General features: G+C 70.9%; 9 protein-coding genes. 8 read left to right on the top strand and 1 reads right to left on the bottom strand.

Annotation, left to right across the window (positions count from 1 at the left end; genetic code table 11):
* On the bottom strand, positions 1 to 852 hold the full coding sequence (locus GKC29_RS28730) for a MurR/RpiR family transcriptional regulator (protein WP_155333784.1): 852 nt from the start codon (positions 850 to 852) through the stop codon (positions 1 to 3).
* A 133-nt stretch (positions 853 to 985) separates the two neighbouring features.
* On the opposite strand from GKC29_RS28730, the gene GKC29_RS28725 reads away from it, so the two are divergent.
* The 8 genes from GKC29_RS28725 to GKC29_RS28690 all read left to right on the top strand — a co-directional run bounded on the left by GKC29_RS28725 (position 986) and on the right by GKC29_RS28690 (position 13767).
* A complete protein-coding gene (locus GKC29_RS28725) occupies positions 986 to 2317 on the top strand; it encodes a hypothetical protein (RefSeq protein ID WP_155333783.1) in 1332 nt (443 codons plus the stop codon).
* Positions 2262 to 3890, top strand: coding sequence for a serine protease (locus tag GKC29_RS28720; protein ID WP_155333782.1), 1629 nt, complete (start codon positions 2262 to 2264; stop codon positions 3888 to 3890). Before GKC29_RS28725 ends, GKC29_RS28720 begins: the two co-directional genes overlap by 56 nt.
* Positions 3877 to 6003, top strand: a complete 2127-nt coding sequence (locus GKC29_RS28715; protein ID WP_155333781.1) for an acyltransferase family protein — start codon at positions 3877 to 3879, stop codon at positions 6001 to 6003. The genes GKC29_RS28720 and GKC29_RS28715 overlap by 14 nt, the downstream gene beginning before the upstream one ends.
* 207 nt (positions 6004 to 6210) lie before the next feature.
* On the top strand, positions 6211 to 7269 hold the full coding sequence (locus tag GKC29_RS28710; protein ID WP_230688848.1) for a glycosyltransferase: 1059 nt from the start codon (positions 6211 to 6213) through the stop codon (positions 7267 to 7269).
* 4 nt (positions 7270 to 7273) lie between these two features.
* Positions 7274 to 9958, top strand: coding sequence for a glycosyltransferase (locus tag GKC29_RS28705; RefSeq protein WP_196255763.1), 2685 nt, complete (start codon positions 7274 to 7276; stop codon positions 9956 to 9958).
* 77 nt (positions 9959 to 10035) lie between these two features.
* Complete coding sequence (locus GKC29_RS28700; protein WP_155333778.1) at positions 10036 to 11211, top strand: hypothetical protein; 1176 nt, start codon at positions 10036 to 10038, stop codon at positions 11209 to 11211.
* Positions 11212 to 11239: 28 nt separating this feature from the next.
* The gene (locus tag GKC29_RS28695) at positions 11240 to 12508 is read left to right on the top strand and encodes a DUF1800 family protein (protein WP_155333777.1); all 1269 of its coding nucleotides are present in this window, start codon (positions 11240 to 11242) and stop codon (positions 12506 to 12508) included.
* Between the two features lie 2 nt (positions 12509 to 12510).
* Positions 12511 to 13767: a DUF1501 domain-containing protein gene (locus tag GKC29_RS28690; RefSeq protein WP_155334386.1), complete on the top strand. Its 1257-nt coding sequence runs from the start codon at positions 12511 to 12513 to the stop codon at positions 13765 to 13767.
* The last annotated feature ends 4 nt before the right edge of the window (positions 13768 to 13771 follow it).

Below are 13771 nucleotides of genomic sequence, written 5' to 3'. Positions count from 1 at the left end.
CTAACCGAGGAACAACTGACGACGGGCGGCGGAGGCTTCGAAGGCCTCCAGCCGGCGTTGGGTTTCGGCGGGCGCGGCGTCGCAGATCGCCTGGAGCAGCACCATGGCCAGGGTCATCGGGGCGGTGTGCAGGTCGAACACGAGCTGGGCGCCGACGGCGGCGGGGAGAACCACGTCGGCGTGCTCGGCGGCCGGGCTGACCGGCGAGTCGGTGATGGCGACGACGCGCAGGCCGGCGTCCCGGGCGTCCCGCAGCGCCTCCAGCGTCTCCCGCGGGTAGCGGGGGAGCACGAAGGCGAGCAGGGCGCTCGCCCCGGCCTCGGCGGCCTGTTCCAGGCGGTCGGCGAGCAGGCTGCCGCCGTCGTCGAGTACCCGTACGTCCGGGTGCACCTTCGCCGCGAAGTACGCGAAGTACGCGGCGAGGGGTGCGGCGGCGCGCAGGCCGAGCACCGGCAGCGGGCGGCTCGCGGCGAGCAGCCGCCCGGTGTCGGCGATCCGGTCCCGGTCGGCGAGCTGGCCGGCGAGCCGGTCCAGGTTCCCGATCTCGGCGCGTACCGCCTGCTGGAGTTCGTTGCCCGCGTCGCCGCGTCCGCCGGCTGAGTCGACGGTCAGCTCGCGGAGGCGGCGGCGCAGGGCGGGGTAGCCGTCGTGGCCGAGCGCCATCGCGAACCGGGTGACCGACGGCTGGCTGACCCCGGCCAGTTCGGCCACCTCGGCGGCCGACAGGTACGCCACGGCCGGGCCGTGCTGCACGAGGCAGTGCGCGATCCGGCGTTGGGTGGGGGTGAGCCGGACCCCCTGGAACAGGTCGAGCACCCGGTCCTCGGGTGCTACGACAGCTCCGTCATTCATGTGCTGACTCTATGCATGAAAACTTTCACAAAGCAACCGGCGGTCCGGTCCGTGAGTGCGGGCCGGCCGGGGCGGGTCGCGCTGGACGCCGGTCGGTAGTATCCGCACGGCGGTTCGACGGAGGAGTGCGCGCATGCAGCCGGAAGGCCCGTACAGGTTCACCCACGCGCTGGGCGGGTCTCCGGTGGGAAAGGCCTGGGCGGCGATCGACGACCAAGGCCGCTTCGTCACCGTGGCGGTGCTGGACGCCGCCGCGGCCGCCGCGCCGGGTTGGCGGGAGGCCTTCGCCGGCATCGCGAACTCGCTGGCGCAGGCACCGGACCCGCTGCCCTACACGTACGCCGACTTCGCGGCCGACTCGCCCTGGGTCGCGTATCCGGCTGATGCGGGACCGGGTGCGGAGCGGCTCTTCCGGGCGCTCGGGGTGGAGTACACGCCGGTTCCGACGGTCGTACCGCCCACCTCCGCCCCGCCGGTGTCCGCCCCGCCGGTGTCGGCCCCGCCGGTGTCCGGCCCGCCGCAGCCGGTGTCCGGAGCGCCTGAACCGGTGTCCGGCATGCCGCAGACACCGTGGGCCGTGCAGGCGACCCCGATCCCCGGCCAGCCGGTATCCGCGTCCCCGCACCCGATCTCGGGCGCACCCGCCTCGCCGGCGGCCCCGGATGCGTCCACCCACGGCCACGTCCACCCGTCGGGCGCGTACGCCTCGCCGACTGCCGTGCCGCCCCGCGATCCGTTCGCCTCGCCGGTCCGCCGCATCACGCCCTCCGCGCCGCGCCGGCGCCGGACGGGGCTCTGGGTCGGGATCGCCGCGCTGGTCCTAGTGGTGCTCGCCGGGGCGGGTGGCATCTTCGTCTGGACGGGTTCAGAGGGCAGCGACCAGCCGGAGAACGTGGGGGCCGGTGCCAACGCCGTGCCACCGCCAGTTCCGACGTCGCCACCGCAGTCGCCCGGCATCGAGCCGCCGCAGGCGGGCTCGTGGCCGAAGGGCTGGCCGAAATTCACTCCGCAGGACAACGTTCGGACGCTCTCCGATCTGGACGGGCTGGGCTTCACGGTCAAGGTGCCGGCGGACTGGCAGTGCACGCCGGCCGGCCGCGCTGAAGGCTTCGTCAAGTACAACTGCGGCGTCTCCGAAAGCGGAAAGCCGCAGATCGGCGGCGAGTTGATCGTGCGGGACTGCCCGCTCCCGTGCAACGAGGAGCGGCAGGCCACCATGCGGCGGTCCGAGGACGCCTGGGGCCTGCAGTGGATGCGTGGTAGCCAGTTCTCCTCGTACGCCGAATCCAGCCGACTGGAGCTCGACGGTGAGCGCCGGTACGGCCTCGTCGTCGTCGCGTACTGGCGCGGTGGTGACAGCGGCCGAGTCGACCGTCAGCTCGTCCTCCGCATGACGTCGCCGATCGACGGTGCCGGCCGACTGCGGCGGGTCGGCAACCATCTCCGTGACACGCTCATCTTCTGACCGGGCCACCATCCCTTGCCGCGCGGAGACCGACATGCTCTCTGGTAACGCCCTGGCGCGTCGGTCCGCCGTCCTGCTCGGCGTCATCGCGGTCGTGATCGGCGCGGCCCTCCCGGCGGCGGCGGTGCCTGCCTACGACCGGAACGAGCCAGCCACCGCGGTCGCCAGTCCGTCGACGGTCTACCTCGAGTCGACATACACGGGCTACCTCCGCGACGCGAGGGCCGGCACCATGTTCAGCCGGGAGCCCGTGGTGGTCACACGCCGGTGCAGTGGTGTGGTGGTTAGTCCCGACGGGTACGCGGTGACCACCACCGTCTGCGTCCAGCCAAGCAGCGAGGTTCTGCTCGTCAACGCCCTGTATCGGCTGGGTCGCACCCTCGTGCAGGAAGAGAGGCTGGCCGCCGACGAACTGGACGCGTACGTCGCCCGGCTCAAGGACTCGTCGGCGTTCACCGGTCGGAGCCGCGGCACAGCACCGACCCGGACACTGGTCGGACAGTTGGACGTGGCCATCCCGGAAGCCAAGTCGGCTCCGGCCGTCACCGCCGCCGTCACGACGGCGCTGACACCTGTCGACGGCAACGTGGCTCTGGTGAAACTGCGGCGCGCCGGGCTTCCCGCCGTCGAGATCGCCACTGCCTCGGACCTGCTCCCCGGCGCGCCGGCGGTGATCCTCGGATACGGCCGCGACGAGACGGACGACGGTGCTGTCCGCTACGTGGTGCGGACGAGAGCGGTCGAGATTGTCGGGCGTAGCGGGACGAACCGCATCGGCGTCAACGGTCAGATCGGTCCTGACTCGCGCGGTGGCCCGGTCGTGGACGAGTCGGGACGCCTCGTCGCGGTCCTCGACACCGACACGTCCGCCCCCGGCGAACCGGTCCGCGACCTGATCACCGCGGCCACCATCGGCCGGCTTCTCGAGCAGGGCGGTGTGGAGGCCCGACTGGGCGGGGCGGACCGCGCCTTCCGCGGCGCCCTGGGTGACTACTTCGGGGGTCGGTACTCCCAGGCAGTCCGTGGGTTCGACGACGTCCTCGAACAGGATCCCGCCCGTTCCTCGGCACGGATTTACCGGAAGCGCGCCCAGGAACGGCTCCGGCTCGACGGCGACGTGCGGGAGAACGCGGCGGACTGGATGCTGTACCTCCTGTCCGCGGCCAGCGGAGCGTTGATCATCGGCGGGACGAATCTCGCGCAGCGCCTGGCGGTCCGCCCGGCCCAGCCGGCTTCGAAACCCGCCGGAGGCGAATCCGGCCGAGGTACGCACGACCGGCGCCCGCCGGAACGCACGACGCCCCTCGCGGCATCGCCGGCCCCGACGACCCGACCGGCCCCGCCGGCGGCGCCGCCGGCGGGGCCGGTCCGACGGCCGCCCGTCGACGACGACGCGACCGTGGTGCTCTCCCTGGACGCAACGGTCATCCTCCCCCTGGACCGGACGGTCATCCTGCCCCGGATCGAGAGCGCGTCGGAACCTCAGCCGGCACGGCGGCGGACGGCTCGCCCCGCGCCGGCCCCTCCGGACGGCCGACACCTGGATTGGCGAGGACACCATGACGGTCGATGACGTCCAGACGAGACACCGACCGGCACCCTCGCCGGCACGGCGTCCCGCCGTCGGCGGGAGCGAGCGGCCGCCGGACGCCGGCCGGGCGCAGAGCGCCTTCCGGGCCGACATCGAGGGCCTGCGCGCCATCGCCGTGTTGCTGGTCGTGCTGTGGCACGCCGACGTCCCGTTCATCTCCGGCGGGTTCGTCGGCGTGGACGTCTTCTTCGTCATCTCCGGATACCTGATCACCCGAGGAATGGCGGCGGAGGTGGCGTCCCGCGGGCGCCTGTCACTCAGCCGGTTCTACGCCCGGCGGGCGAAGCGGCTGCTCCCCAGCGCCGCGCTCGTCCTGCTCGCCGCTCTGCCTCTCACGTACGTCTTCCTGCCGGACATCCGGTGGCGGGACACAGCGTGGGACGTGGTGAGCAGCGCGCTCTACCTGATCAACTGGCGGCTCGCCGACCAAGCCGTCGACTACCTCGCCGCCGAGCAGGCCCCGAGCATCGTCCAGCACTACTGGTCGCTCGCGGTCGAGGAGCAGTTCTACCTGCTGTGGCCGTTGCTGCTGGCCGGCGTCGCCTGGTGGGCCCGGCGGAGGACCGGCACCCGACCGCGCTTCGGCGCTCTCGCGGTCGCAATGGTGGCCGTCGTGGGGCTCGCTTCCTTTGCGTGGTCGGTGTTGCTGGTCGAGACGGACCCCGGCCGCGCCTACTTCGTCACCACCGGGCGGATCTGGGAACTCGCGATCGGCGCGCTGCTGGCGCTGGTTCCTCTGCGACTCCCCGGCGCCGTGGCGTCCGCCCTGGGCTGGATCGGCATCGCCGCCATCGCCGGCTCCGCGGTGGTGCTGGACACCTCGACGCCCTTCCCCGGCGTGCTGGCGGTGCCCGCGACCATCGGGACCGCCCTGGTCATCGCAGCCGGTACGGCCGCTCGGCACGGGCCGGTGACCGTCCTGCGCCTGACGCCGCTGCAGTTCGTCGGCGGCATCTCGTACACCCTCTATCTGTGGCACTGGCCGCTGCTCGTGGTGCTGACCGCCAGCACAGAAGAGTCGGGTTTCACGGCACGGGCAGTCGCGGTGGCGCTGTCGGTCCTGCTCGCGTACCTGACCAGTCGGTTGGTTGAACGGCCGGTCTGGCACTCCCGCAAGCTGTCAGTGCGGCCCCGGGCCGCGCTCGCGGTGGGCCTGGCGTGCACACTGCTGGTGGTCTACGCCGGTGTGGTCTTCAACTTCGCGACCGCGCCGTCGCGGGCCGGGGCGGCAGCCGTGTGGGGCGCGCCCGGCGCAGCCGCTCTCGCGGCGGGCAACGGCACGACCGCCGGCGATCCCGTCGATCACGCTTCAGTCATCGTGCCTGACCCTTCCGTGGCTCGGGACGATCTGCCGTCGGTGTACGCCGACAACTGCCACGCCGACAAGCCGGACACCGAGATCCGCAAGTGCACCTATGGCGGCCCCGCCCCCACGAGCACCGTCGTGCTGATCGGTGACTCGCACGCCGCGCAGTGGGTGCCGGCCCTCCGCACCGTCGCGGAGCGGCGGAACTGGAAGCTCGTGACCTACACCAAGTCCCAGTGCCCCTTCCTTGACGCCCAGGTGGCAGACGGCAGGAACGTGAACCGGAGCTGTGCGACCTGGAACCAGGGGGTCCGGCGCGCGCTGGCCGACGACCGCCCGGATTTGATCTTCACGAGCAGTTTCAACTACTCGGTGCATCGGGACGGGGCAGTGCTGAAGGGGACGGAGAACCGGACGGCGCTGGTGGAGTCGATGCGCCAGACTTGGCAGGGGCTTACCGAGGTGGCGCCCGTGGTGGTCCTGCGGGACAGTCCGGCGCCGCGCATCGACATCGCCGACTGTGTTTCCGGCAATCGGAACCAGCTGACCCGCTGCGCGGTCGCCCGGGACGAAGCCCTGGCCGGCATCGGGCCGCTCCAGGTCGAAGCCGCGGAGGGTGCACCGGAGGTGCATCTGGTCGACCTCACCGACGCCATCTGTCCGGCATCTCGCTGCGCGGCGGTGATCGGCGGCGTGCTGGTCTACCGGGACGCCAACCACTTGACGGCGACCTACGTGCAGACGCTGGCGCCGCAGCTGGACGAACAGCTGGCGGCAGCCGTGGGGTGATCGCTTCACGACGCCGGGGGGCCGTCCTCAGATGTGTTGACATGGTCGACCCGAGCGGCTTTATTGATACGGCCCTGACACGTCCCGTCGCCGACTACCTGGGCGACGGTCTTTTCCGAGCAGAGGAAGTGAACGGCCATCACCGAGGTCTCTCCTGCCGTCCGGAGCGAACTTGCTCCCCTGCTGGCAGGCAAGTCGGTTGCCCTGGTGCACGAGTGGTTCGGTGCGACGGGTGGTTCAGAGAACGTCTTCCTGGCGCTGCGCGAGGTGCTGCCGGACTCGACAGGTTTCGTGCTGTGGCGCGACCGCGACGCCCGACGCGGCCTCGATCTGAGGGAGTCGTGGCTCGCGCGTACACCGCTGCGGCGGTCGAAGGCGCTGGCGTTACCGGTCATGCCCCTGGCGTGGCGCACGCTGACCCGCGAGCGGTTCGACGTCGTCCTCTCGTCGAGCCACGCGTTCGCACACACGGTGAAGATTCCCGCTTCGCCGGACACGCGTTATCTCAGCTACATCCACTCGCCGGCCCGCTACCTCTGGAGCCCCGACTTCGACGGCCGGGGGTCCGGAGGTCTGCTGTCCGCGCCCCGCGCCGTGCTCCGTGCGGCCGACGTCCGGTTCAGCCGGCACGTCAACAGCTACGCCGCGAACTCGCGGGAGGTGCAGTCCCGTATCCAGCGGTTCTGGAAACGTGACGCCCGGATCATTCACCCACCCGTCGACGTGGACTACTTCACGACGGTTCCGGAGCAGCAGCGTCGGCAGGACCGCGCATACCTGTTGGGTGTCGGTCGTTGGATCCCGTACAAGAAGTTCGACCTGATGATCGACATTGCGGACGCGGCGGGGCTGCCGCTGGTCATCGCGGGTTCCGGGCCGGAGGAGGAGTCGCTGCGTCGCCGGGCGGCGGCGGCCAGCGTTCCTGTCGTCTTCGAGGTCCAGCCGTCGCGGGAACGGCTTCGCGAGCTGTACTGGGGCGCGAAGTGCCTGCTCTTCCCCACCCACGAGGACTTCGGCATCATCCCCGTGGAGGCCATGGCGTGCGGCACGCCCGTGCTCGGGCTTCGCCGGGGCGGTGTGCTGGAGACGGTGGTCGACGGGGAAACCGGCTTCCTGGTGGATTCGAGCGACCCGCGGGAGTACGCCGGGGTGCTCCGGCACGTGGACCAGCTGAACCGTGAGCGGGTCCAGGCCCATGCCTCGGTGTTTTCCGCCTCGGTCTTCCGCGCGAAGGTGACGGCCTGGGTCTCCGATGAGACGTCCTGACGCCGTGCCGCCTGACGGTACGTGGGCACCCCGCTCACGTGCCGTCACCCCGGCGGCGGTCGTCGGGTGGCTCGCGATCATCGCTGCCCTCGGTGTCACCACGGTGCTTCCCCGCCCCACGGTCGCGGGGTTCCTCGGTCTAGTCGCGGTCGCGGTATGTCTTGCGGCTCTCTACCAAACCACACTGTCCGGAACGTTCACCCCGGTCGCCGTGACGTTCTGGGCCTTCGTCGCGGTGTGGGTTGGCTTCGCGCCGCTGCTTCAGATCCGGGATCGGCGTCTGCCGTGGCCCGATCTCCCCCTCGACCAGCACTACGTCAGTGCGCAGGTCATCCTGCTCTTCGCGGTCGTGGCATGGTGGGTGGGCAACACCCGTCGGGTCCCCGCCCCGCGTCCATCGACATCCCGGCGTACCCGCCTCACGATCGAGAAGGCCGTCGTCGTGACCGGGCTCGCGGTCGTCCTGGCCGTCGTCTGCCTGCCGATGACCGGCGGGCTGGCCGTCCGGTTCACCAGCCGCGACGATCTCCAGCGCGCGATCGCCGAAGAGGGTCTGAAGAGCCAGCAGGACCTGGCGCTGCTCGGCCTGCTCAGCACGTTCCCGGCCGCCGTCAGCGCCGTCGCCCTCGTGCTCTGCCTGGTCTGCTGGCGCAGTCAGAACTGGGCTGACCGGCGGGGGCGGTCGATGGTGCTGACCGCCACCGGCACCGCCGTCGTCCTCAACCTGATCTACAACAACCCTCTGTCCGCCAACCGCTTTGCGGCCTTCGGGGTCCTGCTCGCCGCCGGCCTTGCGATCGTGCGGTTCGACCGGCAGATCTGGCGGACGCTGTTCTCGATCGGGATGCTCCTTGGCCTCGCCGTCATCTACCCCCTGGCGAACCTGTTCCGAAACGAGCGGTCCCGCGGCAATCTCCGACTGGGCTTGGACGCCTACTACACCTGGGACTTCGACGGCTTCCAGCAGACGGTCAACGCCGTCCACCACGTGGGGGTGGGCGGCCACACGTGGGGCCACCATTTCATCTCGGCGCTGCTGTTCTGGGTGCCCCGGTCCGTCTGGGAGGGCAAAGCGATCCCGGCAGGCAACGCCGTGGCCGCCAGCCGGGGCTACGAGTTCCAGAACCTGGCCCTACCGTTCTGGGCCGAGACGTACCTGGAGTTCAGCTTCGTCGGCGTGGTGGTGCTGTTCTTCTTCTACGGGAAGCTCGCGCGGCGACTCGACATCGCATTGACCGGCCCGGCGGCCAGCCTGGGCACCGCCCTCACCGTGATGTTCGCCGCATTGCAGATCGGCCTCCTACGCGGGCCTCTCGGCGCGCAGATCCCGTTTGTTGGTGCTGCCTTCGTGGTGCTCGTCGTCGGGGTCGCGGCGTGGGCCGGCCCGCAGTGGGGCCTCACCCGCACGCCCACGCCTGTGGACGACCGCCCACCGGCCGACGACCCGACCGGCAGAGTAGTGGAGAAGCCCTGGATGAGTGACCCCTTGCCCAAAGTCGCTGTCCTGGCCGACTGGTGGTGGCCGAACGACGTTGGCGGTGCGGAGCGGTCGGCTCGCGAGGCGGCGTTGGAACTGGCCCGATCCGCCCAGGTGTCGGTCTTCGTTCCGGCCGCCGTGGAGACGTCCTACACCGACGGCCCCCTGTCCGTGCACGCCGTACGCCGGCCCTTCGCGCGCCGGGTTCACGCGGACACCCGGGTCCGCCGGGGTCTGGAGTTCATCAGCGCCTGGCTGGTCCCCTGGACCGCGTCCCGCCTGGCGCGCCGGATCCGGGCCTTTCACCCCGACGTCGTCGTCGCAACGAACGTCTCACGTACCGGACCGTGGCTGCTGCGCTCCGTGAAAGCGGACGGGCTGCGGTACGTCCGGGTCTTCCACGACCTGAGCGACACCTGCTGGCGCCGATCGCGGCTCAAGGGGGCGCGCAGCTGCGAAACCGTCTGCGGTGAGTGCCAGGTCAAGGCGCGGATCATGCGCAATGCCACCCCACGTGACGCGGTGAGCGTCTGCGTCTCCGGCTTCGTCCGAGACGAGCTGGTCGCTTCGGGCCTCGTCAACCCGGCGGAGAGCCTGGTCGGTTATCCGCTGATCGGCCCGGCCGAGCCGGTCCGGGTGCCGCGTCGGAACGGGGACGGACTGGTCATCGGATACATCGGCCGAGTCAGCCCGGTGAAGGGCATCGAGTCGGCGATCCGTACCGCGGCTGCCTACCAGCGCCGCACCGGCATCACCGTCACCGTGCTGGTCGCCGGCACCGGGCAGGCCGCCTATGTCAGGGCGCTGGTCGAGCTTGCCCGGGCCGAGGGCGTCGATATCCGCGTTCCGGGGCACCTGCCCGTTGACGAGTTCTGCCGGTTGGTCGACGTCGTGCTGATTCCGTCCCGGTGGATGGAGCCCTTCGGCCGGGTCGCCGTCGAGGTCGGGCGCGCCGGGAAGCCCATGCTGGTCTCACCACTGGGCGGCCTGCCCGAAGCCGCCGCCGTCTCCGGCGGAGACTACGCGTTCGCGGACTTCCAGGACCCCCAGGCGGCTGCCGTCGCGCTGGCTGGCCTGCTCGACGGGTCGGCACGCAAGACCCCGTCGGCGGCGTCTGCGACGACGGCAGGCACGCTCAAGGAAGGCGTTGTCGCCGCTGCCCGGCATGTGCTCTCAGGCGCCGTCGAGATGACCGCGGGACGGCAGCGGTGACTCACACGACGAACAAGTCTCGGTCCGGCGGACGGAACTGGGCGCGGCTCGCCCTGACGCTGGGACAGTTCGCCCTCATGGGCACGAGCCTGATCTTCAGTCTCTCGCTCGCCTACGCGGGTGATCTGTCCGCGGTCGGCGCCGTGGCGCCTGCCATGCTGGTCTTCCAGCTGACCTGCGGTGTCCTGCAGCGGGCGCTCGCCGAGGCGACGCTGCTGAGTTCGGCGAACGCCGAGCAGGCGGCGGAGCGGTTGGACTGTCAGCGGTCGGTGGCCGGCGCATTGGCCGGCGGCGTCGTCGGAGCCGTCGTGGCGGTGGGGTCGGCGCTCATGGTGCCCGGAGCGCCGATCGAACTCGCGGTCGCCTACGCGGCGGGAATCCCCTTCGCGATTGCGCTGGATATCGGCCGCTCCGCCGGCGTTGCCGCCGGGGCCGCGCGGTCCGTCTTCGGGGAGACGGCTATCTGGTTGGCGGCGCAACTCGCGCTGATGGTCGCCTTCGCCGCCGTGCGTTCACCGCTGGGCGTCTGCCTGTCCTGGGCGGTCGTGAACGTCGTCTTCTTCCTGGCCTCCGCTCGTCACCCCGACCGGCGCCCACTCGTGGCCGGCCTGGGCGCGTGGGTCCGGTCACGGCGGGGGGTGATGGGCCCCGCCTCGATCGACGCCTTCCTCGTCGGACTTACGCCGCTGCTCGCCGTGCAGGTCACCGCCTTCGTCGCAGGGGCGGCCACGCTCGGCGTCATCCGGATCGTCCAGCAGCTGTTCGCGCCGCTGGCGTTCGTGTCGATCACGTTCCGCCGGGTGCTTGTCTACCAGCGCAAGGCTGATGTCGGTACGACGCGACGGCAGGACTTCCGGGACGGCGTGGTGGCCCTGTCGCTGATGGCCGCCGGCGCGGCCGTCCTCGGGGTGGCGGTCGTCGTCGGCCGCGAACTCGTGCCGGCGCTGTCCTTCATTCCCGTGGGGTACGTGCTGGTCGCGGCCGGCCTGGAAAAGGCCGCACTCGGCTTCTCCTACGGCTGTTCGCTGAGCCGGTTCGTGCGCGGCGAGTTCACGCAGCTCCTGCGCGCCCGTTACGTCATGCTCGGCCTGACGGTGATCGTCGCACCGCTGCTGACCGCCGGGTTCGGTGCGCCCGGGTACCTGGTCGGCTCGGCCCTCGGAATGCTCGTCTACTCGGTCGTCGTCCTCGCCCTGCCCACCGGTCAGCGGCCGCCGGTGACGCTCGTGCGTGCGGGTGCCCAGGTTTCGTGATGCGACCTTCTCCTCTAGGTTGTCGTCCATGAGCGACAGTATCGGCCTGCTGCTGTGGCGCGCCGGCTTTGGTGCGACGGCCGTGGAGCTCGCCGCCGCCCGTCAGGCCGGCTACGACGCCGCGCTGTCGGCGGTGGTCGCTCCTCCGGGGCCGGACGTCGGCGCGACCAGGGCACCTGTCCCCGACCTGGGGCCGGATGCCTACGCGGGCAAGCGTGACTTGACCTATGAGGAGAAGGTCAGGCTGGAGAGCCTCCGGACGGCCCAGACTGAGCAGCTCACCCAGTGGTGGCTCGACCGGATGACGGTGGCCAGCCACCAGGCCGTGGAGAAGCTGGTGTTCTTCTGGCACGGGCACTGGGCCACGTCGGTGAAGAAGGTGCGCAGCCCGCAGCTGATGCTCAAGCAGCACCGGACCCTACGCACCGCTCCCGACTTCAGGACGATGGCGCGGCTGATGGTCGTCGACGCCGCGCTGAACCACTATCTGGACGGCCAGCTCAACATCAGAGACGCGCCCAACGAGAACCTTGCCCGCGAACTGTTCGAGCTGTTCACGTTGGGCATCGGCCATTACTCCGAAAAGGACGTCAAGGAGGCAGGACGGGCACTCACCGGATGGCGGTTCAGCCTGACGAAGGGCGCGTCGGTCTTCGACCCCGGCGCCCATGACGGAGGCAGCAAGACCATCCTCGGCCGGACGGGGGCGTTCACGGCGAGCAGCCTCGTCGAGCTGTTGCTGGAACAGCCGGCCTGCCCCCGGTTCATCGCCTCCCGCCTCTGGTTCCGCTACGGATCGTCCGCCACCCCCGTTCCTCAGCAACTGATGGAGAAGATGGCCCAGGCGTTCCCGGCACCTATGGCCATGCTCCGGGTGCTGTTCGAGGACGAGGCGTTCCGGGCGACCGCCGGTTCGATGGTGAAGCAGCCGGTCGAATGGCTCGTCGGGGCCATGCGTCAACTGGGGCTGCGGTTCGCCGGCCTCCCCGCCGAGACCCGCGCGGCCGTCGTCCGTGACCTGGAGAGCCTGGGTCAGCTGCCGTTCGCCCCACCCAACGTGGGCGGCTGGCCCGCCGGTGGTGCCTGGCTCACGTCGGCCGCGGCCCAGGTGCGGCTGCGGCTCGCCGGACGGCTCGTCGACCATGTTTCGGTCGGGACGCTGACGCCGGAGAGTGTGGCGTACCTCCTCTGCGTTGAACGTTGGACGAACCGGACGTACGCCGTGCTGCGCGGCGCGCAGGACCGGCGACAGTTGTTGATACTTGGGTTGGTGAGCCCGGAGTACCTGCTGACATGACCATGGACACATTGACACGACGTCGTTTCCTCCTCGCCTCGGGGGTCACCGCCGGAGCGGCTCTCGCCGCCGGCGCGGGCGGCCTCGGGTTCGCCGAGCTGCTACGGACCGCGGAGGCCGATCCGACCGCCGCGGCGCGGACGAAGAAGCTCGTCCTAGTGACGCTCTACGGCGGCAACGATGGGCTCAACACCGTCGTCCCGTACGCCGACCCCGCGTACCACGACGCCCGGCCACAGTTGGCGTACGACCCGGAGAAGGTTCTCCACCTGGACGACACGCTGGGTCTGAACCCACGCATGCGGGGCATGAAGCGGCTCTGGGACGAGAAGAGGCTGGCGGTCGTGCTCGGAGTGGGGTATCCGAAGCCGGACCGTAGCCACTTCCGCTCCATGGACATCTGGCAGACCGCCTCGCCGCAGGAGGCCGTGTCCACGGGCTGGATAGGTCGTTGGCTGGACGGAACGCAGGCCGTGCCGGAAGCCGCAGTCAGCTTCGAGCCGGTGCTGCCGCCGGTGCTCGCAGGACAGACTCGGGCTGGCTCCTGTGTCGGGGTCGCGGGGCTTGAGCTTCCCCCTGGGATCACACCCGCGGCGGTCTCGGCGCTGGGGCAACCTGAGCCGGGCGAACCCGAGCTTCAGGCCCGCGCAGCCGCGGCGTACCGGGACCTGCTGCGGGTCGAAGGGCTGGTACGTGGCGCGGAGCAGCAGCACAACGCCGCGCCGGGCGGAGCGGAGGAGGAGATTCTCGCGACGGGGCCGGGCAGCCGCAGCGTACTGGAAACTCAGTTGGGTCTGGTGGCCCGCTGCGTCGAGGCCGGCGTACCGACCCGGGTCTACTCGGTGAGCCTCGACGGGTTCGACACCCACGCGAAGGAACTGGCCGGCCACGAAAGCCTGCTGAGCCGCCTCGACCGGGCACTGTCGGCCTTCCTCGCGCGGATGGCACGGACCGAGTCGGGGCGCCAGGTGACCGTGGTCGTCTACAGCGAGTTCGGCCGGCGCGTCCGCGCCAACGCCTCGCAGGGGACCGACCACGGGACGGCCGGGCCGTTGTTCGTGCTGGGCCCGCAGGTGGCCGGCGGGTTCTACGGTGAGCAGCCGAGCCTGACCAACCTGGACGAAGGCGATCTCAAGGCGACGACGGATTTCCGTGACGTCTTTGGCGCCGTCCTGGCCTCGGTGCTTGAGGCCGACCCCGACCGGTACCTCGGCGTCGGGTACCGGTCGAAGCCGCTGCCGTTGTTCACCGCGGACTGAGTTG

The organism is Micromonospora sp. WMMC415, from assembly GCF_009707425.1.
Taxonomy (GTDB): domain Bacteria; phylum Actinomycetota; class Actinomycetes; order Mycobacteriales; family Micromonosporaceae; genus Micromonospora.
Note: the sequence above shows the minus strand (reverse complement) of the source record. Positions and strands in the feature narration are given on the sequence as shown.

Excerpts from the sequence above, each read along its gene's own strand:
- GKC29_RS28730 (WP_155333784.1), bottom strand. The coding sequence starts at position 852 with ATGAATGACGGAGCTGTCGTAGCACCCGAGGACCGGGTGCTCGACCTG.
- GKC29_RS28725 (WP_155333783.1), top strand. The coding sequence starts at position 986 with ATGCAGCCGGAAGGCCCGTACAGGTTCACCCACGCGCTGGGCGGGTCT.
- GKC29_RS28715 (WP_155333781.1), top strand. The coding sequence starts at position 3,877 with ATGACGGTCGATGACGTCCAGACGAGACACCGACCGGCACCCTCGCCG.
- GKC29_RS28700 (WP_155333778.1), top strand. The coding sequence starts at position 10,036 with ATGGGCACGAGCCTGATCTTCAGTCTCTCGCTCGCCTACGCGGGTGAT.
- GKC29_RS28695 (WP_155333777.1), top strand. The coding sequence starts at position 11,240 with ATGAGCGACAGTATCGGCCTGCTGCTGTGGCGCGCCGGCTTTGGTGCG.
- GKC29_RS28690 (WP_155334386.1), top strand. The coding sequence starts at position 12,511 with ATGGACACATTGACACGACGTCGTTTCCTCCTCGCCTCGGGGGTCACC.